General features: G+C 45.4%; 22 protein-coding genes. 8 read left to right on the top strand and 14 right to left on the bottom strand.

The window, feature by feature from the left end; genetic code table 11:
• Positions 1-61: 61 nt before the first annotated feature.
• Complete coding sequence (locus ACLI09_RS15095; RefSeq protein WP_411420471.1) at positions 62-343, bottom strand: hypothetical protein; 282 nt, start codon at positions 341-343, stop codon at positions 62-64.
• Between the two features lie 93 nt (positions 344-436).
• Positions 437-1,165, bottom strand: a complete 729-nt coding sequence (locus ACLI09_RS15090; RefSeq protein WP_411420470.1) for a metallophosphoesterase family protein — start codon at positions 1,163-1,165, stop codon at positions 437-439.
• Between the two features lie 123 nt (positions 1,166-1,288).
• Here ACLI09_RS15090 and ACLI09_RS15085 point away from each other — a divergent pair, with 123 nt between their 5' ends.
• From ACLI09_RS15085 to ACLI09_RS15075, 3 genes are read left to right on the top strand one after another with little or no spacing between them, the layout of a single operon-like run.
• On the top strand, positions 1,289-3,466 hold the full coding sequence (locus tag ACLI09_RS15085) for a choice-of-anchor J domain-containing protein (protein ID WP_411420469.1): 2,178 nt from the start codon (positions 1,289-1,291) through the stop codon (positions 3,464-3,466).
• 35 nt (positions 3,467-3,501) lie between these two features.
• The gene (locus ACLI09_RS15080; protein WP_411420468.1) at positions 3,502-6,267 is read left to right on the top strand and encodes a T9SS type A sorting domain-containing protein; all 2,766 of its coding nucleotides are present in this window, start codon (positions 3,502-3,504) and stop codon (positions 6,265-6,267) included.
• Between the two features lie 44 nt (positions 6,268-6,311).
• Positions 6,312-6,776, top strand: coding sequence for a hypothetical protein (locus ACLI09_RS15075; protein WP_411420467.1), 465 nt, complete (start codon positions 6,312-6,314; stop codon positions 6,774-6,776).
• Here the strand turns inward: ACLI09_RS15075 and ACLI09_RS15070 are convergent.
• Positions 6,773-7,927, bottom strand: coding sequence for an ATP-binding protein (locus ACLI09_RS15070; protein WP_411420466.1), 1,155 nt, complete (start codon positions 7,925-7,927; stop codon positions 6,773-6,775). The two genes, ACLI09_RS15075 and ACLI09_RS15070, sit on opposite strands and share 4 nt — an antisense overlap.
• Positions 7,928-8,069: 142 nt before the next feature.
• Here ACLI09_RS15070 and ACLI09_RS15065 point away from each other — a divergent pair, with 142 nt between their 5' ends.
• From ACLI09_RS15065 to ACLI09_RS15045, 5 genes are all read left to right on the top strand, one after another.
• Positions 8,070-9,209, top strand: coding sequence for a lycopene cyclase family protein (locus ACLI09_RS15065; protein WP_411420465.1), 1,140 nt, complete (start codon positions 8,070-8,072; stop codon positions 9,207-9,209).
• 144 nt (positions 9,210-9,353) lie between these two features.
• Complete coding sequence (locus ACLI09_RS15060) at positions 9,354-9,764, top strand: BrxA/BrxB family bacilliredoxin (protein WP_411420464.1); 411 nt, start codon at positions 9,354-9,356, stop codon at positions 9,762-9,764.
• A gap of 221 nt (positions 9,765-9,985) precedes the next feature.
• Positions 9,986-10,720 (top strand): lysophospholipid acyltransferase family protein, encoded by a 735-nt coding sequence (locus tag ACLI09_RS15055; RefSeq protein WP_411420463.1) that lies wholly within the window; start codon positions 9,986-9,988, stop codon positions 10,718-10,720.
• Between the two features lie 8 nt (positions 10,721-10,728).
• Positions 10,729-11,724: an acyl-ACP desaturase gene (locus ACLI09_RS15050; RefSeq protein WP_411420462.1), complete on the top strand. Its 996-nt coding sequence runs from the start codon at positions 10,729-10,731 to the stop codon at positions 11,722-11,724.
• A 150-nt stretch (positions 11,725-11,874) separates the two neighbouring features.
• Positions 11,875-12,525: a DsbA family protein gene (locus ACLI09_RS15045; protein WP_411420461.1), complete on the top strand. Its 651-nt coding sequence runs from the start codon at positions 11,875-11,877 to the stop codon at positions 12,523-12,525.
• Between the two features lie 92 nt (positions 12,526-12,617).
• Here ACLI09_RS15045 and ACLI09_RS15040 read toward each other — a convergent pair whose 3' ends face one another.
• The 11 genes from ACLI09_RS15040 to ACLI09_RS14990 form a co-directional block, all read right to left on the bottom strand.
• Positions 12,618-14,504, bottom strand: coding sequence for an Nramp family divalent metal transporter (locus ACLI09_RS15040; protein WP_411420460.1), 1,887 nt, complete (start codon positions 14,502-14,504; stop codon positions 12,618-12,620).
• Positions 14,505-14,513: 9 nt separating this feature from the next.
• On the bottom strand, positions 14,514-15,167 hold the full coding sequence (locus tag ACLI09_RS15035; RefSeq protein ID WP_411420459.1) for a metal-dependent transcriptional regulator: 654 nt from the start codon (positions 15,165-15,167) through the stop codon (positions 14,514-14,516).
• A 101-nt stretch (positions 15,168-15,268) separates the two neighbouring features.
• Entirely contained in the window at positions 15,269-16,021 is a 753-nt protein-coding gene (locus ACLI09_RS15030; RefSeq protein WP_411420458.1) for a tetratricopeptide repeat protein, read from the bottom strand.
• Positions 16,021-16,401, bottom strand: a complete 381-nt coding sequence (locus tag ACLI09_RS15025; RefSeq protein ID WP_411420457.1) for a GxxExxY protein — start codon at positions 16,399-16,401, stop codon at positions 16,021-16,023. The genes ACLI09_RS15030 and ACLI09_RS15025 overlap by 1 nt, the downstream gene beginning before the upstream one ends.
• Positions 16,402-16,606: 205 nt before the next feature.
• Entirely contained in the window at positions 16,607-18,424 is a 1,818-nt protein-coding gene (locus ACLI09_RS15020) for a BatD family protein (RefSeq protein ID WP_411420456.1), read from the bottom strand.
• Between the two features lie 49 nt (positions 18,425-18,473).
• On the bottom strand, positions 18,474-19,280 hold the full coding sequence (locus ACLI09_RS15015) for a tetratricopeptide repeat protein (RefSeq protein ID WP_411420455.1): 807 nt from the start codon (positions 19,278-19,280) through the stop codon (positions 18,474-18,476).
• A complete protein-coding gene (locus ACLI09_RS15010; protein ID WP_411420454.1) occupies positions 19,280-20,314 on the bottom strand; it encodes a VWA domain-containing protein in 1,035 nt (344 codons plus the stop codon). The genes ACLI09_RS15015 and ACLI09_RS15010 overlap by 1 nt, the downstream gene beginning before the upstream one ends.
• A 2-nt stretch (positions 20,315-20,316) precedes the next feature.
• Positions 20,317-21,324: a vWA domain-containing protein gene (locus ACLI09_RS15005; protein WP_411420453.1), complete on the bottom strand. Its 1,008-nt coding sequence runs from the start codon at positions 21,322-21,324 to the stop codon at positions 20,317-20,319.
• Between the two features lies 1 nt (position 21,325).
• Positions 21,326-22,948 (bottom strand): hypothetical protein, encoded by a 1,623-nt coding sequence (locus tag ACLI09_RS15000; protein ID WP_411420484.1) that lies wholly within the window; start codon positions 22,946-22,948, stop codon positions 21,326-21,328.
• A 22-nt stretch (positions 22,949-22,970) separates the two neighbouring features.
• Entirely contained in the window at positions 22,971-23,837 is an 867-nt protein-coding gene (locus ACLI09_RS14995) for a DUF58 domain-containing protein (RefSeq protein ID WP_411420452.1), read from the bottom strand.
• Positions 23,838-23,989: 152 nt separating this feature from the next.
• Positions 23,990-24,994 (bottom strand): AAA family ATPase, encoded by a 1,005-nt coding sequence (locus tag ACLI09_RS14990; RefSeq protein WP_411420451.1) that lies wholly within the window; start codon positions 24,992-24,994, stop codon positions 23,990-23,992.
• Between the last annotated feature and the right edge of the window lie 225 nt (positions 24,995-25,219).

The following is a 25,219-nucleotide window of genomic DNA, read 5'->3' as shown; positions in this document are numbered from 1 at the left end:
CCCCGCAAAAAAACAGCCCCGCGTAGCGGGGCCAGAAAAAACAGCGTCCAAAAAATTTGCCTTATATCAGGTTTAGCACAAACAGCACGGCATTTATAGTAATACTGGCCCAAAAAAGGTTAAACGTTATTTTTGCAGGAAGCTGCGACAGCAACGCACCGTTATAGCTTACGCACAGTACTACAGCAATAAATAATTGCGCCATTTGTATAAAACTGTTTCCGTTCATCAATATAGCCATGGCTGCCAGGCCGCCCACACAGCTCTGTACCATAACGCCCAGAGTTGAAAAACCCAGGTATCCGCGTATATAATTTTGAAGTAAATGTTGATAGGTGCTCATAACCAATAGTATTAAATTATGAGTCAAAATTACGCCCGATGTTATCTTAATAACATGATAATAATCATGTTGCAAAAAATATTTTCTACGTATTTAATTCCTCCCGCTCTCTTCGGGGTGTAGTTCATGCACCGGTTCACTCTGCCAAAATGCTTTGGTATCGGCATCCATCGCGGTAAGCGGCCCCTTAAAGGCGGCGCCTGTATCTACATTCCATAAATTGGCTTTTTGCACCGGGGTGGTTTGCCCTATGCGGGTTACAGGGGTGTGGCCTATAAATATCTCCTTGTAGTGGTTAAACCGCTTTGGGTACAGCATATCGTCAGGCTCTAATACAGGGTTTAGTGCCAGCGCGGTTTCCCACAAGGTACGGTCCCAGTAAAACATGCGGGTAAAATACTCGTGCAACACCCCGTTAAGGTTTGTAAACCCGGCGTGTACAAACAGCCGGTTTTCGGCATCCAGGTAATAATCTTCAAGGCTTTCAAGAAACAGTAAATGCAGCTGCTTTTTATCATCTGAAAGGGCGTTATAGCGCTCCATGGTAATACGACCACCGTGGTTAAACCACTGCTCGCTGTACTGCCCGGTTTGTAGCCAGCGCATTAGCAAATCGTCGTGGTTACCACGCATATAAGTGCAGTTGTGTGTAGATTTCAGGTCAATAAGGTATTCTATCAGTTCAGGGCTTTGGCTCCAGCCGTCTACATAATCGCCCAGGAAGATGAGGTGGTCATCCGGCGTGGCGTTACAGCGCTCAAGAAGCTGCTCTAAAGCCTTAAGGCTGCCGTGAATATCGCCAATTACAAGGGTTCTAGCCATTAAAAAAATATTAAGGTGGTGTTTGTTAATGCAAAACGTAAATTTAGTATTTTGCAGAGAAGTATTGTATTATACTTTTCCTAAAAAAACCAGCACACTAAACTTATTAAAAACCAACACATAATGATTAAGAAACTACTATTACTGCTAGGTTTACTATCATTTTCGGGCTATGCGCAATTAGCAACCGAAGGCTTTGAAGGCAACTGGGTACCCGGCTTAGGCCCTACAGGATGGAGCATTCTTAACGTTTCAGGCCCGGCGGCAATGTGGCAAGTGGCTGCTGATAGTGCCGAAACACCTGCCTACCAGGGAAGTTATGCGGCCTACCTCCCTGGCGAACCCATGACAAACGGAACGGTAGCGGAAGACTGGTTTATAAGCCCCGCTTTTACCGTTCCAACCAATGCAGGCTTACATTTTTATTCGCAACTTTTAAGCGGCGGTAATGAAGGAACGTATAAGGTTATGATAGGCACAGACCCAACCAATATCTCAACTTTTATAGAACTGGCAACATGGAATGGTACACAGCTTAACCCTGTATTTAATACCTACGCTGAAATAAACGTACCCATACCCCCTGAACAAACCGGCCAGCAACGCTACATAGCCTTTGTAGGTACGGGCAACAATGCTCACGGCTGGCTTGTAGATAATGTTATGATAGCACCGGCATGTCCACAACCCATAAACCTTGTAGTAAGCGAAATAACACTTACTGGCGCTATGCTAAGCTGGACAGAAGCTGCTACTGCCACCACATGGGAAATAGCGGTGATGCCCGCAGGCACTGTACCTACTGGTGCAGGCACTATTAGTACAACAAACCCTTATATAATAACCGGCCTTACTCCCGATACCTGCTACAGCTACTACGTAAGGGCGGTGTGCGATGGCCAAAGCGCAAGCCCATGGTCTGGGCCGCTTAACTTTTGTGTGGGCGAAAATTATACTGCCGTGCGGGGCGCAGTGCATTTTGACACCGATGGCGACGGCATTTGCAGCAGCACCGAAACCAGTGTGCCGAACGTGGAAATAGAAGTTGCAGTAAACGGCGCCGATGCGGGGTCTGTTTATACCAATGCTAATGGCGAATACAGCTATTACCTGGCGCCGGGAGAAACGTATACCGTAACCTTTACACCTGTAGCACCCGCCGGATTTGTTTCGCCGGAGGCTGTTACCGCCACTTATACTACCGCGCTGTCAGGAAATACCGTGGCTGGCCCGGGCTTTTGCATTCCGCAGCCAGAAAACCCCGTAAATAACCTTAGTGTAACCGTTACCCCTACCGGGCAAACAGTACCGGGTTTCTCTACCACCCTATTATTTAGCGTGCAAAACACCGGAACCACGGCTGTAGCAAGTGCACCCGCAACCTTTACGTTCGATACTACACGTTTTACACTACAGAGTATAGACGGTGATGCGGCAACAGGCAGCAGCCCATTGGCATTTACCTTTAGCGATATAGACCCGTTTGAGGTTATTAACCATACTATTACATTGCTTGCCGCAGTACCTCCGGTAAACAATGGCGGGGATATTGTAACATTTACCGCATCTTTAGAATTTGAAGATGATAACAATGATGACAATGTGTATAGCGTGGTACAGACCATTATAAACTCTTTTGACCCTAACGACATCACCGTGCACCAGGGAGAGGAAATACTGTTAGAACAAGCAGCCGGTTACCTTACTTACACCATACGCTTTGAAAACACGGGCAACGGCCCTGCACAAAAAGTGGTAGTGGAACAGCAGCTGGACGCAGATCTCGACTGGGCAAGCTTTCAGCCGGTAACAGCCAGCCATTCCTATGACGCTGAACGGAATAACGATGCCCTTACCTTTAGCTTTAACAATATTAACCTGCCGTTCTCCACGCCTGATGACCAGGTAACGGGGCACGGTTTTATAACCTACCGCGTAAAGCCAAAAGCAACGATAGCAGTGGGTGATATTATACTGGGCAGCGCAGCCATTTATTTTGACTTTAACGAACCCGTTATTACAAACACCTGCAGTACCGAAGTGGTTGAAGAAACATCGGGCACTGATAGCTTTGCACACCAAAATATAAGGCTATACCCTAACCCGGTAAACGACAGGCTGAATGTTAACGTTAACGATGGCACTTTACAGTCAGTACAGATATACGACCTTAACGGCAGGTTGTGCCTAACATCGGGCAGCGCTAATGCAGTTGATACGCATCCATTAAGCCCCGGCTTATATCTGGTAAAAGTAGCTACCGATGAAGGGACAGGGAGTTATAAATTGATTAAGGAATAATTGAAACACTTTTATAAACTGTTAATCAACTAATCATGAAAAAAATCTTATTGCTATTAGCGCTTTGTATAGGGGTGCTGGCAAAAGCCCAGACACCTGTAAGTTTTTTCACGGCAACATTTGAAAATTCCGATGAAGGCTTTGTGTTTTCTAACGGTACCCAGGCAAATCAGTGGGTTGTAGGCCAGGCCACCGCAAACAACTCTGAATCGTCTTTGTATATAACTAACAACCAAGGTACAAGTAATGCTTATACCTTTACATCATCATCTACCGTACATGCGTATAAAGATATTGCCATACCTGCAGGCACCAATACCATAACCGTTAGCTTTGACTGGAAAAGCATGGGCGAGGAACAATGGGATTATATGCGCGTATGGCTGGCTCCGGCAACTTATACTCCCATGCCGGGTGTGCAGGTAACATCGGCAAATTCTGCACAGCAAATAGCAGGCAATTTTGCGGCAAATCCTGAATGGACAACCCATACCGCAACTATAAATATACTTCCATTTGCAGGCACCACCCGCAGGCTGATATTTGAATGGAGAAATGATTTTGCCGCCGGCATCAATCCTCCTGCCGCAGTTGATAACATTAACATCTCTCATGTTTGCGCCACCCCCACTAACCTTATTGCCACAAACATAACGCAAACCACAGCCACTTTGGGCTGGACTGATCCAGGCGCGGCAACGGCATGGGAAGTGGAAGTAGTAGCGGCAGGTACAGCACCAACGGGTATGGGTGTAGCTGTAACCGCAAACCCTTATATTATAACAGGCCTTACCGATGGCTGCTATGAATATTATGTACGGTCAATATGTAATGAAAACAGCCAGAGTATATGGGCGGGACCCTATATGTTTTGCATGTCCTGCGCGCCTGAAAACCAGTGTAATTACCAGTTTTTACTAAGTGATTCCTTTGGCGACGGCTGGGGAGGCAATACAATGTCTGTATTACAAAATAATACGGTAGTAGCAACGCTTGCTTTAAGTGCCGGAACAGAAAGTACTATTAGTGTACCCCTGTGCGACGGTTTGCCGTTTGAACTGTACTGGAATACAGGTGGCTCATTTTCGTCAGAGATAGGTATTTCTGTAGTTAATTCATTTGGGCAGTTATTATACCAAAAGCCCGCCGGCCAGGGGCAGCAGGGCTCGTCGCTATTTACAGGAACAGTAAATTGCCAGGGAGAATCAGAATGTCTACCACCCCCCACATTTACTGCCAATACTTATAATAGTGTAGTAACGTTATCATGGTCAGGAGGCGCTGATAATACATTTGAATATCTTATTGCCGGTTCGCCATTTAATCCAGGCGATACACCCGGAACACAAATAACAGGAAACACCGTTGTTGTTGACAATCTTGAAGACGGATTGTATTATGGTTTTGTAAGGCGGGTTTGTACCTCAGATATTAATATTAGCTACAGTGACTGGAATGGGCCTGCAGCTTTTGTTATTGACCATAACTATAGTATTACAGGTTATGTACGCTTTGATGCCAATGCCAACGGTATTTGTAACGAAGATGACTTTGCTGTGCCTAATACAGAAATACATATTACAGGAAATGGTGTTAACGCTTCTGTATATACAGATTTAAATGGGCGTTATAACTATCGTTTTCCTGAGGCCGGTACATACACTGTAAGTTTTGTACCTGTATTACCAAATGGCTTTGCTGCACCGGTTCAGGTTACAGAGACATATACGTTTACTGCCAGTGAAACCAATTTTAATGCGCCTGATTTTTGTATACAGATGGCAGGCGAACCGTTTGAAAATCTATCCGTTGACATCGTTGGGGCAGTGCAGTTAAGGCCCGGCAACTTAACTACGTATACTGTAAAAGTAAAAAACACAGGTAATGTTGTTACAGCCGCGCAGACGGTTACCTTTAATTACAACACCTCGCGTTTTACACTTCTGTCTGGTAATACAATCATTAACATTGGGGCATTGGCTCCGCTATGGGAAGAATACCACACCATTACATTACAGGCACATGCACCACCCGTTAATAATAGTGGTGATGTAACTACTACAACAGCACATATAAATTATACAGATGATTTAGTAGCAGATAATACAACTGTACTTACACAAATTTTTGTAAACTCCTTTGACCCTAATGATATTATAGTTCATGAAGGTGCCCAAATTACCCCTGAACAAGCCGACGGTTATTTAACCTATACTGTGCGCTTTCAAAATACAGGTACGGCACCTGCTGCCCGCGTAATAATAGAACAGGAACTGGATGAAAATCTTGACTGGAATACATTTATTCCTGTGTCAGCCAGTCACAATGGTAATGGAGCACGCAACGGTAACGCCCTTACCTATATGTTTAACAACATCAACCTGCCCCACAGCGATGCCGATGAGCCCAGTAGCCATGGCTACATTACCTACCGTGTAAAGCCCAAAGCTACGATAGCAGTGGGTGATATTATACTGGGCAGTGCAGCCATTTATTTTGACTTTAACGAACCTGTTATAACCAATACCTGCAGTACCGAGGTGGTTGAAGAAACATCGGGCACTGATAGCTTTGCACACCAAAATATAAGGCTATACCCTAACCCGGTAAACGACAGGCTGAATATTGACGTTAACGATGGCACTTTACAGTCAGTACAGGTATACGACCTTAACGGCAGGTTGTGCCTAACATCGGGCAGTGCTAATGCAGTTGACACGCACCCATTAAGCCCCGGCTTATATCTGGTAAAAGTAGCTACCGATAAAGGCACAGGGAATTATAAACTGATTAAGAGATAATAAAATTAAGCGGCACTTTAGGGTGCCGTTTTTATATTGCAGTTATGAAAGCTACTTTCTATTTTCTATTTCTCTCATTTTTTAATCCCTGCCATAGCCAAAAGGTCGAGATAAATTCACCAAATCCTGTAGCAGAAGCGGTGTATAATTATATTACAGTGATAGAAAGCCAATTTAAAAAGGACGGCAATAAAGTTTTCGATTTATCGTCAAAGGTAGAAATGCTGAATAATCTTTCAGGGCGCAGTGCAAAATTTATTGATGGTAACTATCTTGGGGCCATTTATGAAGTTAGTGAAAACGATATAAATTTTTGGAAAAACTGGTTTTATAAAAACCTGGATAGTTTCTCATATTATAATGACGACGACATAAATTTTAAGCTATTAAAAGAATTACATATTCTAAAAATAGAATATGGAACCGGTTTGTTTCGCTATTCTGCGTCAGAACATGAGTTAGAAAAATACAGAAAAATATCCGCTGACGTGAAAGTCAAAAAAGATTAAATCACCGCCCCATCATACTTCATTTTCCGCAATATCCGCATGGCTTCTTTAAAGGAGATATACACGGCGGGGTCAGCAACCGCTTTAAGCAGGGGCTTAGCATCTGCAAGGCGCTGCTTGGCATCATCAAAACCGTTCAGGTGGCAAATCATCAGTGTGCTGGGCAGGTTGTTAAGATCTTTTTCTTCCCTTGTGGTTAAGGGCAGGCCCTTTGCAAGCTTGTTTATCAGTGCCAGCTGGGCATTATAAATGTGGTGCATCATCTTGCGGTTGTACTGCGGCGGGTCGAACAACAGCTGCGATTCTATTTTATAGTCGCCGCTATCGCTAAAGCGTATGCTTACCTGTTCCAGCGGGTAGTAGCTGGTTTTATCGTTTAGCCCCAGCGCCACATATTCGGTAATGCTAAAGGTATCATCGGTATATTCTATGCTAACCTCATCCAGTGCGGAATAAAAAAGCTTTACCTGTTCGTTTATCAACTCAATATCTACGCGGCTAAAGTAGGTACGGCCCTTAACCACCTTTTTGTGGCCTGCCCAGCACACTATAAACAGTTCCTTAAACACCTTATACTTAGCGCTCATGTCGCGGTGGCGGTTGTTTATAAAGTCAATAACGCCCTCCAGAGTGTATTCTATACTGTTGCGCGAACCGTTCTCTATCGAGGCAACCGTTTGCTCGTTTTGGTAATTGGGTTCCAGCACCAGGGCTTCAACAGGCATAGAGTTACTACCGCGACGGACAAATGCAGCCCCGGCGGGTATGGTATGCACATTCTTTTTAAAGTATGATGTTTTGCCGTTTGGGCTTATGGTAACCAGCCCCACCACTTTATCTTTATGCAGGTGGGGAAAGGGTACGTTTTCATACTGGATACGCGGGGGGTTTACCAAAAAGGCATTCACCAGGTTCTGTATGCGGGAGTCGTCATAAAAGTCGGTGCCGGTTATCTCGTTGCCATTGTCTTCCACGCCTACCACTATGTAGCTGTTGTTAGTGGGGTTGCTGTTGCTCAGGGCGCAGATGTGCTTTACAAACTTGCCCTTTCCCTCTTTAGTGTGCAGGTTCAGCTGGCGCTTTTTGTCATAAAAACTGCTCTCGTCGTTATGGGCGAGCAGGTTTTTTATGAGTATACGCTTGTTGATCATGAGATTGAAAAATTGAAGATTGAAGAATTAAAAAACCGCAACCGCTTCTCTACAAATCTATTAAATAATAAACGGATTTAAAAGCGGTTACAGTATCTTAACCTCACAAAAATTGCGGGATAATTTTAGTAATTTTGGAAAAATGAAGCACTACCATTACATTTTTGCGGGCTCAGGGCTGGCAGCATTGATGACAGCCTACAAAATGGCTGTTTCAGGCCGCTTTGCTGATAAGCATATATTGCTTATCGACCCCGACGAAAAGAAAGCGAACGACCGTACCTGGTGCTTTTGGGAAAGAGGTAATGGCAACTGGGACGAAATCATGTTCCGCAACTGGAAAACAGCATTATTTAAGAATGCTGACTTTAGCCGGGAGCTTGATTTTGGTGGCTACCACTACAAGATGGTGCGGGCAGCTGATTTTTACAGCTTTGTTTTAACTGAATTACGTAAGCATCCTAATATAACCTTTGCCCGGGAAAAAGTGGTGGATTTTCAGGACAACGGCACGCAGGTTTTGGTAAAAACCGAAGCCAGGAACTATACCTGTGATAAATTATTCAACAGTATTTATAAGCGCGAACTTCCTGCTTCGCAACATAAGTACCCGGTATTGCAGCAGCATTTTGTCGGGTGGCATGTAAAAACAGCTATTCCGGTGTTTAATGCTGGTGTGCCCACTTTTATGGATTTTAGCATCGCCCAAAAAGGCAACACCCGCTTTATGTATGTGCTGCCCTTTAGCGCGACAGAAGCGATTGTAGAATATACGCTGTTTAGTAAAGATTTGCTACCTGTAGAAGAATATGAAGCGGCGATTGCCTCCTACCTGAAAAACCTGGGCACTACCGAATATGAAATTATCGACAAAGAGCGCGGTAGTATACCGATGACGTCGTATAAATTCTGGAAACAAAATACTAAAAATATCCTGCATATAGGTTCTGCCGGGGGATGGACGAAGGCCAGTACGGGTTACACGTTTAAAAACAGCGATAAATTGTCAGGCAAGCTGATTTCATTTCTCCAGACGAAAGAAGACTTTACAAAATTTCACAAAAAAAGAAAATTCTGGTTGTACGATTTGCTGCTCTTAGATATCCTGGCGCGTACTAATGAAAAAGGAAGCACGATATTTTCGGCCATGTTCCATAGAGGTGATGCCGCACCCATCTTTAAATTCCTTGATGAAGAAACTTCGCTTGCGGAAGACCTTGGCGTAATCTGGCGCTGCCCGAAAGGGTTGTTTGTAAAGGCGCTGCTGCGAAGATTATTTTGAATTTTGAATTGTTGTCAGGCGGGCTCAGCAGCTAAGCCGCTCAGTAGCTCAGCGGCTTTCTCATTCTGTAATAAAAATTGATACATTTATATTTTTAAATCTAAAATACCTATCTTTGCAGCATTAACTTTAATAAATACTGTTATGTATCCTGAAGAACTGGTAAAACCAATGCGCGCAGAGCTTACTGACGCTGGTTTCAAAGAAATATTTAGTGCCGACGCGGTAAAAAATGAAATAACTAAAGAAGGTACTACCCTTGTGGTGGTTAACTCGGTTTGCGGATGCGCTGCGCGTAACGCACGCCCGGGCGCAAAAATGAGCCTTGACAACGCTAAAACACCAAGCAACCTTATTACGGTTTTTGCCGGTGTAGATAAGGATGCGGTAGATGAGGCCCGCAGCCTTATGTTCCCGTTCCCTCCGTCATCGCCAAGTATGGCCCTGTTTAAAAATGGCGAGCTGGTACACATGCTGGAGCGCCACCACATAGAAGGCCGCCCTGCCGAAATGATAGCAGAAAACCTTAAAGACGCTTACGACGAGTTTTGCTAAGAAACGCTGTTGAAATGTATAAACCACGCCGCAACGCGTGGTTTTTTTATACCACAAAGTAGTAAGTTGGAAAATTCAGGAAAGGCATCCTGCAACAGCCAAAATGTTTAAAGCCGTACAAATTTTTCAATTTTCAAATCCGCCTTCCTTATGCCTGCATAGTATTTATTTTTACAATTCCGAAAAAAGGCATTACTTTTACGCGAATTTTTAAAAAGGGAATGCAAAAGATACTGTCTTATCCTTTAACGGTGCTTTTTTACCTGGTATTCGGCTTATTGCTGGTTATCTTCCACCCTATTCAGTGGTTTTGCCTGAAAGTTTTTGGCTACCAGGCCCATAAAAAAAGCGTAGACATACTTAATGGCGGCCTGGTACGGTGTTTGCTTATATTAGGTAGCCCGGTAAAATTTACGGGTACAGAAAAAGTCCCTGCGGGTGTGCCGCTCATTATCGTAGCAAACCACCAGAGCATGTATGATATACCGCCCATCATCTGGTTTATGCGAAAATTTCACCCTAAGTTTATCAGCAAGAAAGAGTTAGGCAAGGGCATACCCAGTGTATCTTTTAACCTGCGCCACGGCGGCAGTGTACTTATAGACCGTAAAGACCCTAAGCAGGCGCTGCCCGCTATTATGGGGATAGCAAAATACATCCAGCAGTACAACCGTTCGGCGGTAATATTCCCCGAAGGCACACGCAGCAAAACAGGTGAACCTAAGAAGTTTAGTGAAAACGGTCTTAAAATATTATGTAAATTTGCACCTTCGGCGTATATTGTACCTGTCAGCATTAACAATTCATGGAAGGTAGTACGCTTTGGCATGTTCCCCCTGGGGCTGGGCAGCCGAATAACATTTACAGTCCATGAGCCTTTTGCTGTAAAAGACATTCCTTTTAACGAGGTTATAGAGAGGGTAGAAAACGCGGTTATACAAGGAATAAAAAATTAATATATACTATGTCTATAAAAAACATCCGCCTGGAGGTGATGCAGTTCCTTGAAAAGAACATTGATGCCTTTGTTGAGGAATATCTTATCCCGGTGGAAAAAATATGGCAGCCTACTGATTTGCTGCCCGATTCGCAAAACGAAACCTTTTTTGAAGAGGTTAGGGAACTACGCGAAATAGCCAAAGACCTGCCCTATGATTTTTGGGTAGTGCTTGTAGGCGATACGATAACCGAAGAGGCCCTGCCTACATACGAATCGTGGCTTATGGACGTAGAAGGCGTTAACCAGATAGATAATGGCGGAAACGGCTGGAGCAAATGGGTGCGCAACTGGACGGGTGAAGAAAACCGGCATGGGGACCTGCTGAACAAATATCTATACCTAAGCGGCCGTGTAAACATGCGCGAGGTAGAAATGACCACACAGCACCTTATAAATGATGGTTTTGATATAGGTACCGACCGCGACCCGTATAAAAACTTTGTGTACACAAGCTTCCAGGAGCTGGCTACGTATATTTCGCACAACCGTGTGAGCCAGCTGGCTAAGCAGTATGGCGATAAAAAGCTGAGCAAAATGTGCCGCCTTGTAGCCGGCGACGAAATGCGTCACCACATGGCCTATAGCGAGTTTGTAGACCGCATCTTCCAGGTAGACCCCAGCGAAATGATGCTTGCCTTTCAATACATGATGAAGCAAAAGATAGTAATGCCTGCGCACTTCCTTCGCGAAAGTGGCCAACATATAAGCACCGCCTTTGAGCAGTTTTCTGATTCTGCACAGCGTATAGGTGTATATACTGCTTCCGATTATGTAGACATACTGCGCAAACTGATTGAAAAATGGCAGATAGACAAAATTACCGGCCTTACGGCAGAAGCCGAAAAAGCCCGCGACTTCCTTATGAAACTTCCGGACAGGATGGCACGCATAAGCGAAAGGATTGTAATACCGCAGGAGAGTCACATTTTTAAATGGGTACAGCCTGCCTTGATAAAATAGCGCTATTTAAAAGGGCAGTTTAAAAACGGACGGTAAATTACTGGTCCGTTTTTTTATATACTATCTTTGCAGCTGCTTTTTCTGTCCCTATAGCTAGCGGGATTTCCGAATAGATGGCCGGGGATAGGAGTAATTTAATAGAATTTAAACATGAAAATAGAAATCTGGAGCGACGTTATGTGCCCGTTCTGCTACATCGGAAAGCGCCGTTTTGAGGCAGCCATGGCAGAATTTGGCAACAGCCAAAATATAGAAATAGAGTGGAAAAGCTTTTTGCTGAACCCGGAACTGCAAACCGACCCAACAAAAAACATACACCAGTTCCTTGCAGAGCACAAAGGCATTTCTGTGGAAGAAGCACAGGGCCTTAACGACCATGTAGCTAACATGGCTGCCGATGCCGGGCTAAAATTTGACTTTGATAGAGCCATACCGGCCAACAGCTTTAACGCCCACCGCTTTTTGCACTATACTAAGATATACGGCAAACAAAATGAGGCCGAAGAAGCGCTCTTTAAAGCCTATTTTACCGAAGGTAAAAACATAGATGATGCTAATACCCTTACCGAAATTGCCCTAGCCCTGGGCCTTGATACCGATGAACTTGCCAAAGAAATGAGCAGCGACGCTTTCTTTCAGGATGTGGTAATGGATGTGCAGGAAGCCCGGGAAATAGGCGTGCGTGGTGTGCCGTTCTTTGTGTTTAACCGCAAGTATGCCATTTCAGGGGCACAGGAAGTGGATGTATTTACACAAACACTTGAAAAATCGTTTGGCGAATGGCAGCAGGCTACGCAATAATTTGTTTAAGCCAAACAAGTTTAAGCACTTAACCAAAACCGTTCCCCATAGAAATGTAAGACTTTACAACTTTATGGCCTTCGGCTTTAAGGCTATTTGCCATCTTTTATAATCAGTACGGGTATTTTTACCTTATGCCTTACGGCATCTACGGTAGTGCCAAATACCAGGTCTTTAAAAAGGCTGTGCCCGTGCGCGCCCAGTATTAGTATATCAAAATTACCTGCGTTAACTACTTTAGGTATCTGTTTTTTAGGACTTCCAAAGCTTAACTGCGCATTAACGGTATATCCTGCCTCTTTAAGGTTATCGGTATAGCGGTTCAGGTAGTCCATATCGGTACTGGTTTCAAGGTCCTGCGCCTGGTCGCCGTGCAGCATGGCGCCAACGGTCTCTACTATGTGTAAGAGTGTGTAATTTGCCTCTTTGCCGCCCAATTGCAGCGCGCTGCTCAGGGTTTGCCCATCAATTTTACTGAAGTCGAGCGCAATGGCAATGTTTTTATACAACTGCCGCTCCGGCAGGTGCTTAATTGCGGCCGGCGTTAAGTGCGGCACAATACTGGCAGTAGCCTTACCTTTTAGTATAAAGGGCTCAATGGTTATGTACAGCAGCAATATTGCCGCACCCACGGCAACCGGCACTACAAATACCCAGATATAAACAGGGTTATCGCTGTCTGTTATCCAGTCTTTAATAACATCAAAAACCAGTTTGGCGTTAAGCCCCACAATAACCAGGGCTATGGCCCAGGCCCCTATTTTGGTCATGGTGCCTATGGTAAACTCTTTCATGCGGCTTTTATCGCTCACAAAATGTATAAGCGGTATAACCGCAAAACCCAGCTGAAGGCTCAGTACCACCTGGCTCAGTACGAGCAAATCTCCGGTGGACTCTTCGCCAAAATACAGTATCGTAATAAACGCCGGGGCAATGGCAATAAGGCGTGTAACAATGCGGCGCACCCAAGGCTGTATGCGCAGGCTAAGGTAGCCTTCCATAACTATTTGCCCGGCCAGGGTACCGGTTATGGTGCTGCTTTGCCCGGCGGCAATTAGCGCCAGCGCAAACAGTACAGCCGCACTGCTGCCCAGCATGGGTTCGAGCAGCTTGTGCGCGTCCTGTATGTCGGCAACCTCATGCAGTCCGTTTGTAAAAAAGGTGGCCGCGGCGAGTATCAGTATGGCGGCATTTACAAAAAATGCCAGGTTAAGCGCCACCAGCGAATCGATAAAATTATACTTTATAGCCTGCTTTATCCCGGCAAAGGTGCGGTCAAACTTACGTGTTTGCACCAGCGATGAATGCAGGTACAGGTTGTGTGGCATTACCGTAGCGCCTATAATACCTATGGCAATATACAGGGCGGCGGTATTGGGTAACGACGGTACCAGGCCCTTAAGCATTTCGCCTCCATCGGGCTGCGCAAAGAACATTTCGGCTAAAAATGACAGGCCAATAATGCTTATCAGCCCTATAATAAACGCCTCCATTTTCTTGATGCCCTTATTCATAAGGAACAGCAGTAAGAAGGTATCAAACATTGTTATACTCACACCCCACAGCAGGGGTAGCTTAAAGAGCAGGTTAAGCCCTATGGCCATACCCAGCACTTCGGCAAGGTCGCAGGCGGCAATGGCTACCTCGGCAAAAATATAGAGTATCACGTTTATCGACTTTGGGTAGGTTTCGCGCGAGGCCTGTGCGAGGTCGCGGCGGGTAACTATACCAAGGCGGGCGCTGAGGCTTTGCAGCAGTAGGGCCATAAGGTTGCTCATAAGCAGTACCCATAGCAGGCTGTAGCCAAACTGGCTGCCCCCGGCAATATCGGTAGCCCAGTTACCGGGATCCATATAACCTACACTTATCATGTAAGCGGGGCCAAAAAAGGCGAGGATTTTTTTCCAGACCGAGGTATTTGCACCCACGGCAACCGACTCGTGAACTTCTTCAAGCGAATGCGAATTCTTGTGTTCCATAGGCAGCTATTACAACTGTTTTACAAAAAGGTTGGCGGCAATTTTATTAGAAACCGTTAGTGTTTTATCTTTTATCCGAATGTTTACCGAAAGGTCGAAATCCTCCTTGCCCAGTATTTCGATAACCGAACCCAGTGAAATTTGTTGCTTATCCAGGTACTGTAAAAAGGGAGGTGAACTGTCCTTCACACCCACGCAGATAACCTGTTTTCCCGCAGGTATTTCAGACAAAAGCTTTTTATCAATCTCGGTTACCTTGCCATGCCGGTCAGGTATGGGGTCGCCGTGCGGGTCTTCGGTGGGGAAACCCAGAAAATCGTCCAGCTTGTCCATCAGCTTGTCTGATTTTATATGTTCCAGCTGCTCGGCCACGTCGTGTACCTCATCCCAGCTAAAACCCAGCGTATCTACTAAAAACACCTCCCACAGGCGGTGCTTGCGCACTATCATCAGCGCGGCGTGCATACCTTCGGGTGTTAGCGAGACGCCCTGGTATTTTTTATAGTCGGCAAGGCCCTTATCGGCTAGCTTCTGCACCATATCGGTAACGGATGACGGCTTGCTTTCCATCACACCCGCAATGGCATTGGTGCTTATCCCCTTGTTAGATTGTTGCGAAAGGTGGTAAATTATCTTAAGGTAATTCTCTTCAGAATGTGTCATTTATATTAGCAATAACAACAAATGTAATGAAAATATCAATTCTTGAAAAACAATTTTTAGTTTTGGCTAAAAATTAATTCACGCCGCAAAAAAAAGCAGCTTTACAGCTGCTCATCGTTTATCTCTTTTATGTCGTGTTTTTGTATCCAGCCTATGTTGTCGTCGGCTAGTTTTACCTTCTTCCAGCTGTCAACGGTTTCCAGTACATTTACCTTGGTACCGGAATGCAGTATAAAGGCATCCTGTGCGGCTTCGCGGGGTTCGGTTTTCAGGGTTACAACTTCGGGATAGATGATGGCGTAGTTTTCGAGCGATTTCTGCGACTTTACGTATACCGCCGAGCCAATGCTTACTACCAGCCCAAATAACGCCACAAACATACCTATAAAGAAGATGCGCTTGATGAGTGTAGTACCCGCCAGGTAATAGCCAATGAACAACAGCAGGAATAACACCGAGAAGGATACCGATATCCATGCCCAGGTGTTGTAATGGTAGTTGCCTGTTGCGTTGTAGAGCATTTTAGAAAAGCCTACACGGGGTGTAGCCTTGATATCGTCTATCGTCATTTTGCGCGCGAAAGAGAGGTTTACCTCCGCATCTTTATAGCCCGGGTTAAGCAGGAGCGCTTTTTCATAATTGTAAATGGCCGGTGCCACGCTGTCCATTTTATAGTAGGCATTACCAAGGTTAAAATACACCTCAGCCGATTGCTTGCCTTGTTTTAAAATACCCTCATATTGTGCTGCTGCGCCTTTATAATCTGCTTTTTTATATAAGGCGTTGCCCTGCTCAAAGTTTTGGGCGAAAGCAAACTGTGCTATAAAAAATACTATGTATGCTAAATTTTTCATTATAACGATCCGTTTATAACCCTGCGTATTCCGTCTTTAATCAATAAAACATTAAAGTTAATCAGTAATCCCAATCTATAATCCGACAGCTTTAAATATGTCAGCAATTGAGCCAAATGTATATCATGTAATTCTTCTACCGATTTTACTTCAATTATAAACTTATTCTCTAAAACTATATCCATCCTGTAACCCACATCAAGCCGTATTTCTTCATAGACCAATGGCAGTGGCTTTTCTTTCTCAACATAAATCCCGGTCTTGAAAAGTTCATAGCAAAGACATTCGCGATAAGCGCTTTCTAAAAGTCCGGGGCCTAAAGCTTTGTGAACTTTTAAAGAGCAATCGTAAACAAGTTTTGCTATTTCATTTTCTGTCATATATTTTCTTCTTTTACCGCTATTTATTTTTTACCACAAGGTGCACTAAGATTACACTAAGCACACAAGGTAAACCACCTGCGGTGGAGCGACACAAAGCTGTATGGACGTCCAAAACTTACATACAGCTTTGTGCTCTTTATCTTATCCGCACAGCTTTGTGGCCCTTGTGAAAAAAACCTTGTGCCCTTTGTGGTAAAAAAAACTATCCCATTTGCTTTTCCAGCCTCGTTATCACACTCACAGCGCTTTCATAATCCTGCTGCATAGCGGTGCCTGATGACGGCGCGTAACGGGCAAACTCGCAGTTATCCATAATGCGTGTAAAATCATTTACCGTATCGGCATCCGCTTTTCGCGAAAGGAGTAACTCCCTGATATTATCCCGGCTCAGTTCGCTGGTTTCTATACGCAGCTTGGCCTTAAGGAAATTGTGCAGCGCTTTTTCCAGTGCCAGGTAAAACGGCTCCTTGTTGCCCAGTTCTTTTTTAGCCGCGGTAAGGAATTTTTTCGCCAGTTTATTGTTAGTGCGTATTTTGTTACCCTCCACATCGCTGTCATACGCTTCTTTTTTACGCCTGATAAGTATTACCGCCGGGATTAATGCAAACGGCAGCAACAGCAGCGTGTAGAACACGCCCGACCCGTAAAAGTCGTTTTTACCCATTGCGCTAAGCGATGTTTTAGTAGCCACATAACGGAAGTGTTCTGTAGCCGTTACCTCCTGCTTACCCGACACGTTTTTAGCCGAAGCGGTTGCCGCACTAACGGGAACGTTAAGCACGTTTATCATTATCTCGTCCGATGTCCTGGTTTTGTATTTGCCGGTTGAAGGGTCAAACCATGAGAACGACATCGCCTTTATGGGGTACTTGCCCTTGGCGTTTGGCACCAGGGTATATACATCGCTTACGCTGCCTGTCATTCCGGTTAGCGGTACTTTTACGTCTTCTTTATGTTCCGGGTCATACATTTCCAATGCCGGCGGCACTACAGGCTTGGGCAGCGAAAGCAGTTTCAGGTTACCCTTACCGCTTACTTTTACCTCAAGCTGTATTGATTCTCCGTTGGTACTTGTAGTCTTGCCCGGAACGACACTAAAGTCAAAATTGCCCACTGCACCGCTAAAATCTTCCGGCTTACCGGCTTCGGGCAGCGCCCTTACATTAATATACCTTTTTCCTGTTGTAGCGGTAGTTTTAACATCGCGCAGGGCCTGGCGCCCAAAAAAATCGCGTGGACCGTAGGGCACCTGCACATTAAGTTCTACCACCAACGGCTCCAGTTGCAGCCTGCCACTTTTTTGTGGGTACAGCACCGCCTTACGCAAAACCACGTAGCGTGCCGGCTGTCCATTATACGTACCGTTTTGTACTTTCATCTGGCGGCCATCTACAATTTCTATCTGGCTCCAGAAGTCGTTATACTTAGGGCTCTCCTTTTCCATAAAGCTGCTAACACTGGTAGTATTGCTTACATAAAGCTTGTATACCACATTAACAGGCTGGTTTACATAAGGGCTTGTGTTTTGCACCTCAGCCACCAGGTGTATGCCCTCGTTAGGTTTTTCTACTGTTGGTTCAGGCTCCTGCTCCTGCTGGCGCCGCCTCATGCCAAACGGGTCAAACGGGTCATACCTTGGCTGCGGGTTAGGGTTAGCCACGGCATCACCCACTACAATTTTAAATGGTGCCGTTTTATAAACCGTACCCTCAATTTCTATGGTTGCCTGGCCAATGGTAAACGTTCCTTTTGCCTTAGGCATAAGCACGTAAGTATAGCTTTTACTAAAGCTGCGCACCCCGTTTACCCAGCTGTTACTTATCATCTGCCCGGGGCCGGAGGCATCAAACCCCTGAAAAGAAGGCGGTACAAAATTGTCGCCGTCCTGGCTCATGCTAAACTCAACACGCACCTTTTCGTTAACGCCTATTTTGGTACGGCTGGGCACGGCTTTAAATTCCACCTGGGCATAAAGCCCCTGGAGCATTAAAAATAATAGTATGGTTAAATACTTTTTCATAGTTTCAGTTCTTCCGTAACCTGAATTAAATACAATTATAAATCGGGTTTTACCAGTCTTTTTCTGTTGGCCTTTTCTGGCCCTGCACCTTGCGTGCGTTTATCTTGTCCTGAACGTTTTTCTCCTGGTTATTTATGGCATCCAGCATGCGTTCCATACGGTCGGTGTCGGGGCTGCCGCCTTTAGGCTCGGGTTGACCCTGTTCTTTTTTATCTTTGCCGTCGCCTTTATCCTTATCCTTCTGGTCGCCTTTATCTTTGTTCTGGTCGTTCTTATCCTTGCTGTCGCCCTTGTCCTTTTTGTCTTTGTTATCGCCTTTATCTTTATCGTCTTTCTGGTTTGGCTTCTGGTCTTTGTCGCCCCCGCCCCCTTTGTCGTCTTTTTTATTGTCTTTAGGCGGTGGCTGCTGTTTTGGCGGGTTCTTTTTCAGCATATCTTTTGCCAGGGCATAGTTGTAGCGCGTCTGGTCGTCTGCCGGGTTGTTGCGCAGCGCGTTTTTATAAGCTTCTACGGCTTCCTGGTAGTTTTTCATCTCCATAAAGGCATTGCCCAGGTTATGTAATACCTTGTGCTTTTCCTCCTTGGTCTTGGCTACCTTTGCCGCCTCGGCGTATGCATACACCGATTCAGCCGGTTTCTTTTGCCTGTAAATGGCGTTACCCAGGTTATAGGACGACTTAGCCACACCGGGAGCGTTACTGCCCGAAATACGGTATTGCTCTTCGGCCCGCGTATAATTTTTCGACTCAAATGCCGTGTTGCCTTCTGGCAGGTTAGGGTCTTTTACCGCTTCCTTTTTCTGCGAAAAAGCAAGCAAAGTAACCAGCATAAGGCAGGCTGTAAACAGATTCTTCATTACTCTTTTTCGTTAAACAGGTTCAGTTTTGTTATCCATGCCGTTTTACGGTCCAATAAAAATATATCTAAGAAAAGCAATAACAATGCCGCGCCCAGAAACCACTGGAATTGCGACTCATACAGTGCTATTTCTTTCGATTCAAATTCTTTTTTCTCAATATTCTTAAGCGCGTTTTTTACATAGTCGCTCACTTCTTTAGTAGTACCTCCATACACATAGCCGCCTTTAGTGCGTTGTGCAATGGTTTTAAGCGCATCAGGGTACAACTTGGTAATCACAGTTTCGCCATTGTTATCCTGTTTATAACCCTGTAAGCGGCCGTTGGTTTTAAGCGGTATTGGCCCGCCGTTTTCGGTACCCACACCCACGGTTATCAGCTTGATGCCTTTTTTCTGTGCTTCGGCGGCGGCTTCCTCGCTGCCTTCGCCGTGGTCTTCACCATCTGATATTAATATGATGAGCTTGCTCGTTTGAGGGTCATCAAAATAAGTTGAAGCAAGGTTTATGGCATCAGATATCGCCGTGCCCTGACTGGAAACCATATCGGTATTCATGCTCTGCAGGAACATTTTTGCCACGCTATAATCGGTAGTGATGGGTAGTACCGGGTATGCGCTCCCTGCATAGCCAATGATGCCTATCCTGTCGCTCCCCAGGTTGTTGATGACCTGCGATACGATTTGCTTGGCCTTCTCAAGCCTGCTTGGGGCAACGTCTTCGGCAAGCATACTTTTACTTACGTCAACAGCAAAAACAATATCCACCCCTTCACGTTTTACGGTTTCGGTACGCGTGCCTATTTTTGGATTTACCAGGGCGAGGATAACGCCTGCTATGCCCAAGGCCACAACCGTAAGCTTAAGCGCGGGCTTAAATACCGAACTTTCAGCCGTAAGCTTCTTAACCAGCTCCGGGTTGCCAAACTCACGCTGTTTGCGCCTTTTCCACCACAGGTTAAAAAGGAACAGCAGTACCAGCAGTGGGATTACTGCAAGCAGGTATAAATATTTTGGTTCGTCTAACTCGTACATAATTATATAAAGCTACGGTAAAGTGTTTTACGGGCGATAACCTCCCCGAGCAGCAGCCCTAAGGCAGCCCACACCCACGGGCGGAATTTTTCGTCGTAATTATAAAACTTCTGTTCTTCTATCTCGGTTTTTTCCAGCTTGTTTATCTGGTCATAAATTTCTTTAAGCCTGCTGTTGCTGGTCGCCCTAAAGTAAGTGCCATCGGTAGTTTTGGCTATCTGTTTCATCAGGGCCTCGTCTATCTGCACATCCATCATGCGGTACTGAAATTTGCCTGTAACCGCATCCTTAGCATAGGGGAACATTGCCTTACCGTTAGTACCTATGCCTATGGTATATACCTTAATGCCGTAATGTTTTGCAATGTCGGCGGCGGCACGTGGGTCTATCTGGCCATTGTTATTAACACCGTCAGTAAGCAGTATGATTACACGGCTTTTGGCCTTGCTTTCCTTAAGGCGGTTAATGGCCGTTGCAAGCCCTACGCCTATACCGGTACCGTCTTCCAGCACCTGGTCGTCATACGCTATAGATTTTATAGCCTGTTTAACCAGCTCCTTATCACTGGTTACCGGGGTTTTTGTATAACTTTCCCCGGCATACACCACTACGCCAATACGGTCGTTAGGACGGTTACCTACAAATTCTTCGGCCACATCCTTAAGGGCTTCCATACGGTTAGGCTTTAAATCCTTTGCCAGCATACTACCCGATACGTCTACCGCCATAACAATATCTATACCGCTTGTGGTGTGGCTTTTGCTGCTTACATCTACACTGCGGGGCCGGGCAAGCGCGACTATAATGCACGACAGCGCCAGTAACCGCAGGCCAAACAGCACCGGTTTTAGCTTAGCCAGCAGCGACGGCGCTGCCTTAAACCCGTTTACCGTAGGTATGGTAAGCGAAGCAGTTTGTTGTTTCCGTTTCCAGATGTACCACCCTATTGCCAGTGGCAGCAGGGTAAAAAGCCAGAAAAACCCGGGGTTTAAAAAAGTTACATCGTTCATATTATTGGTTCGGGACCTTAAGTTCAATAGAATTTTTTACACGCTCCAATATCTGCGGGGCATAAGCGTCGCCTTCTTTATAAATAACGTTTACCTCCTGCAGGCCGCCGTCCTGTTTAAAGAAATAGAGTTCATAATACATGCGCTTGGGCTGTTTCGTAAGCTGATCAGGGAAACTCATGGTGCCATACGTACGCAGACCGGTAATGCCCGCATCGGTTTTAAACTCTTCCGATTTTAGCAGTATGTCCTTCGCACCCTGTGCCTCCCATGTTTTTATAACGCCCTCGCTTATCTGCTCAAGGTCTATTTCCCTTGGTTCTTTTAGCAGAAGGGTCGACACAGATATGCTGAAATCGCTAAATGGCGCGCCTTCCATAAATACCGACATGTCTTTAAATACCGCAAGGGTTTCCTTAGGTAAAATTGTTGCCGGGTCTACCCGCCTTAAGACTTCGGGGGTTTCAATGCTTACCGGCGGTGCGCCGTAGCGGCTTTTTATCCACTGACCTTCCAGCAGCTCTTTAGTAGGCGTGCCGTATAAGGTTTCTTTTACGGCGCTCACTCCAAAGAACACGAACAACCCGATAAGGATAACACCCACACCACCTACCGACGACCAGAGGATAACACGCTTACGCTTCTCCTCTTTCCTTTTACGCTGGGCTTCGAGCCAGCGCTGGGTATGGTCTTCATCCTCGGGCTTTTCCTCGGGGATGCTGCGGTCTATTACCACTATGGTTTTTTCAATACGGCTGCGGTCTTCAGCTATTTCAAAATCAAGCGGCTTGCTTTTGGCAAATTTTACCATATCGGCGGTGCGCAGTACCTGCTCCAGCTGCTCAAAAGTTTCGGGGCGTAGCGGCATTTTTTTGCGTTGGGCGGCACGCTGCATGGCTTCTATAAGTTCGCCGGTGGTGCTTTCCATAGCGGGAATGTGTATTGCTTCTTCTATATACTGGCGGGCAATATCGGCCAGTTCGCTGTAGTATTCCTTTACTGCGCCCTGTTGCAGCAGGTCTTTCTTTTCCAGGTTTTGCAGTTGCGATGTAGCCTTTTCTATGGGCGTTATCACTACCTCGGGCTTTTTCTTTTCTACCGGTTTCTTTTTACGGAAAAAGAACCACCACACGGCAAAGCCCGCTCCAATTAACAGCACAATGCCAAGTAGCCACCACAGCCATGTATTTTCAGATTCCGCTTTTGATATCGGCTTAATATCATACATCTTTTGCTTAAGGGTATCAACTTTTACAGCAGCCACTTCAAGCAGGAGCGAATCGGTCTGTACAACTTTTTTGTTGATGACTACCGGCAGGCGTGGTATTACAAAGCGTCCGGTATCAAACTGTGTAAGTCCGTATTTTTTTACAAGCTCGTAGTTGCCGCCTTTTTTAACCGTATCTACCGGGTACGACTCCAGCACCTCCAGCTGCCCGAATACCTTCCCCTCAGGGAAGTTTACACGGTCTTTAGCGGTAACGGTAGCCTTTAGGGTAAGGTTTGCCTGTGAGCCTATTTTTATCTTTGTAGAATCGATACTGGTGCGTATGGGGCTTTGCTGCCCAAAAACGGCAAGCCCGGCAAACAACAACAGTACGGAATATAATTTTTTAAAATACATAATTTTCATGTTCTGAAACCTGTTATGCGCGGCTTTTAAAATAGCCCAGCAGTTTGGTTACGTACGATTCGTCGGTTCGGGTGCTTAAGCTGCCGGCACCGCAGCGGCTAAAGGTTTCCTGGAAATATTTTATCTTATCCTTATAATACTTTTCATATTCAAGGCGCACCTTTTTAGAGCCGGTATTTACCAGCAGCGTTTCGCCTGTTTCACTATCGGACATTTGTACCAGGCCCAGGTCAGGAAGCTTTTCTTCGCGGGCATCATATACACGCACCCCGGTAATGTCGTGCCTTTTAGCGGCAATCTTGAGTGTATGCTCATAATCGGCAGCCATAAAATCAGATATTACAAATACTATGGCGCGTTTTTTAATAACGCCCGACAGGAACTTAAGCGCCTGCCCTATATCGGTCTTTTTGCTTTTGGGCTGAAACTCTATCAACTCACGGATGATACGCAGCACATGGCTCTTGCCTTTTTTAGGCGGAATAAAAAGCTCTATCTGGTCAGAAAACAGTATCAGGCCTATCTTATCATTATTTTGCGTAGCCGAAAACGCCATGGTTGCAGCAATTTCAGTAACAATGTCGCGCTTAAAAGCATTTTGCGTACCAAAGCTTTCAGAACCGCTCACGTCGGCCACAATCATCATGGTAAGTTCACGCTCCTCTTCAAATACCTTAATGTACGGCTCATTGTAGCGGGCGGTAACATTCCAGTCGATACTGCGCACGTCGTCGCCAAACTGGTACTGGCGCACCTCGCTAAAGGTCATACCCCTCCCCTTGAAGGACGAGTGGTACTCCCCCGAAAATATGTGGTTGCTGAGCCGCCTGGTCTTGATCTCAATCTTGCGGACTTTTTTTAATATCTCTTTTGTATCCATTTTTTAAGTCTTAAAGTCTAAAGTTTGTAAAGTCATAAAGTCCTCGGCGTTATCGCTCTGTAGCTTAATACTTTTAACTTAAAGTCTAATATCTTACAGCCATAAAGTTGCGAAACAGACTTTCGACCTTATGACTTTCGACCTTATGACTGTTATGGCACCTCTATCTCATTCACTATCTTATTGATAATCTCCATCGATGTGATGTTCTCGGCTTCGGCCTCATAGGTAACACCTATACGGTGGCGTAATACATCATGCACCACGGCGCGCACATCTTCCGGTATTACGTAACCACGGCGTTTGATGAACGCATAACATTTTGCGGCGGTAGCAAGGTTAATACTGCCCCTGGGCGATGAGCCAAAGCTGATGAGCGGCTTAAGGTTGGCCAGCTTATATTTTTCAGGATAGCGGGTAGCAAAGATGATATCCAGTATATATTTTTCTATTTTTTCGTCCATGTACACCTCGCGTACCGCGGCCTGGGCGCGCAGTATCTGCTCTGTGGTAACTACCTGGTTTACCTTTTCAAAAGCGCCTTTCAGGTTGGCGCGCACCACAAGGCGCTCGTCTTCCATTTTAGGGTAGTCTATAACCGCCTTAAGCATAAAACGGTCTACCTGTGCTTCCGGCAGCGGGTAGGTACCCTCCTGCTCTACCGGGTTCATGGTTGCCATTACTAAAAACGGCTTTTGCAGGGTAAAGGTTTCTTCGCCTATGGTTACCTGCTTTTCCTGCATGGCCTCAAGCAGCGCAGATTGTACTTTTGCCGGGGCACGGTTTATCTCATCCGCCAGTACAAAGTTGGCAAATATGGGGCCTTTTTTTATGGTAAATTCGTTCTCTTTAATATTGTATATCATGGTACCCACTACGTCTGCAGGCAATAGGTCGGGCGTAAACTGTATACGGCTGAATGTACCGTGCACTGCCTGGCTTAGGGTATTAATGGCGAGGGTTTTTGCAAGCCCCGGCACGCCCTCAAGCAATATGTGCCCCTGGCCCAGGAGGCCTATGAGCAGGCGCTCGATCATATACTTCTGGCCCACGATAACTTTGTTCATTTCCATTACAAGGAGGTCTACAAAGGCGCTTTCCCTTTCTATCTTCTCATTGATTGCCCTAATGTCTATAGCGGCAGTATTGTCTTCCATAATGCTGTTTGTTTTAAGATTGTGAATGTAACACGCTTTTTTTACATTGCAAATTCATTGCCGAATTTATTTATTTTGCACGTTTTGCCGTGTTAATGGGTTGTTAACGGGTTTTATAGTTGAAATATTATATTGTAAATCAATTATTTACCTCTAATAGCCTGTGATTTACCGCTACCGTGCTGGCTAGCAGCCGGTTTGGATTTTCAAAAAATAAATAACAAA

Source organism: Flavobacterium sp. RHBU_24, assembly GCF_046613695.1.
In the GTDB taxonomy this organism is placed as follows: Bacteria; Bacteroidota; Bacteroidia; order Flavobacteriales; family Flavobacteriaceae; genus Flavobacterium.
The sequence above is the reverse complement of the archived record's forward strand: the minus strand, read 5'-3'. Positions and strand labels throughout refer to the sequence as shown.

Excerpts from the sequence above, each read along its gene's own strand:
- ACLI09_RS15095 (WP_411420471.1), bottom strand. The coding sequence starts at position 343 with ATGAGCACCTATCAACATTTACTTCAAAATTATATACGCGGATACCTG.
- ACLI09_RS15090 (WP_411420470.1), bottom strand. The coding sequence starts at position 1,165 with ATGGCTAGAACCCTTGTAATTGGCGATATTCACGGCAGCCTTAAGGCT.
- ACLI09_RS15085 (WP_411420469.1), top strand. The coding sequence starts at position 1,289 with ATGATTAAGAAACTACTATTACTGCTAGGTTTACTATCATTTTCGGGC.
- ACLI09_RS15080 (WP_411420468.1), top strand. The coding sequence starts at position 3,502 with ATGAAAAAAATCTTATTGCTATTAGCGCTTTGTATAGGGGTGCTGGCA.
- ACLI09_RS15075 (WP_411420467.1), top strand. The coding sequence starts at position 6,312 with ATGAAAGCTACTTTCTATTTTCTATTTCTCTCATTTTTTAATCCCTGC.
- ACLI09_RS15070 (WP_411420466.1), bottom strand. The coding sequence starts at position 7,927 with ATGATCAACAAGCGTATACTCATAAAAAACCTGCTCGCCCATAACGAC.
- ACLI09_RS15065 (WP_411420465.1), top strand. The coding sequence starts at position 8,070 with ATGAAGCACTACCATTACATTTTTGCGGGCTCAGGGCTGGCAGCATTG.
- ACLI09_RS15060 (WP_411420464.1), top strand. The coding sequence starts at position 9,354 with ATGTATCCTGAAGAACTGGTAAAACCAATGCGCGCAGAGCTTACTGAC.
- ACLI09_RS15055 (WP_411420463.1), top strand. The coding sequence starts at position 9,986 with ATGCAAAAGATACTGTCTTATCCTTTAACGGTGCTTTTTTACCTGGTA.
- ACLI09_RS15050 (WP_411420462.1), top strand. The coding sequence starts at position 10,729 with ATGTCTATAAAAAACATCCGCCTGGAGGTGATGCAGTTCCTTGAAAAG.
- ACLI09_RS15045 (WP_411420461.1), top strand. The coding sequence starts at position 11,875 with ATGAAAATAGAAATCTGGAGCGACGTTATGTGCCCGTTCTGCTACATC.
- ACLI09_RS15040 (WP_411420460.1), bottom strand. The coding sequence starts at position 14,504 with ATGGAACACAAGAATTCGCATTCGCTTGAAGAAGTTCACGAGTCGGTT.
- ACLI09_RS15035 (WP_411420459.1), bottom strand. The coding sequence starts at position 15,167 with ATGACACATTCTGAAGAGAATTACCTTAAGATAATTTACCACCTTTCG.
- ACLI09_RS15030 (WP_411420458.1), bottom strand. The coding sequence starts at position 16,021 with ATGAAAAATTTAGCATACATAGTATTTTTTATAGCACAGTTTGCTTTC.
- ACLI09_RS15025 (WP_411420457.1), bottom strand. The coding sequence starts at position 16,401 with ATGACAGAAAATGAAATAGCAAAACTTGTTTACGATTGCTCTTTAAAA.
- ACLI09_RS15020 (WP_411420456.1), bottom strand. The coding sequence starts at position 18,424 with ATGAAAAAGTATTTAACCATACTATTATTTTTAATGCTCCAGGGGCTT.
- ACLI09_RS15015 (WP_411420455.1), bottom strand. The coding sequence starts at position 19,280 with ATGAAGAATCTGTTTACAGCCTGCCTTATGCTGGTTACTTTGCTTGCT.
- ACLI09_RS15010 (WP_411420454.1), bottom strand. The coding sequence starts at position 20,314 with ATGTACGAGTTAGACGAACCAAAATATTTATACCTGCTTGCAGTAATC.
- ACLI09_RS15005 (WP_411420453.1), bottom strand. The coding sequence starts at position 21,324 with ATGAACGATGTAACTTTTTTAAACCCCGGGTTTTTCTGGCTTTTTACC.
- ACLI09_RS15000 (WP_411420484.1), bottom strand. The coding sequence starts at position 22,948 with ATGTATTTTAAAAAATTATATTCCGTACTGTTGTTGTTTGCCGGGCTT.
- ACLI09_RS14995 (WP_411420452.1), bottom strand. The coding sequence starts at position 23,837 with ATGGATACAAAAGAGATATTAAAAAAAGTCCGCAAGATTGAGATCAAG.
- ACLI09_RS14990 (WP_411420451.1), bottom strand. The coding sequence starts at position 24,994 with ATGGAAGACAATACTGCCGCTATAGACATTAGGGCAATCAATGAGAAG.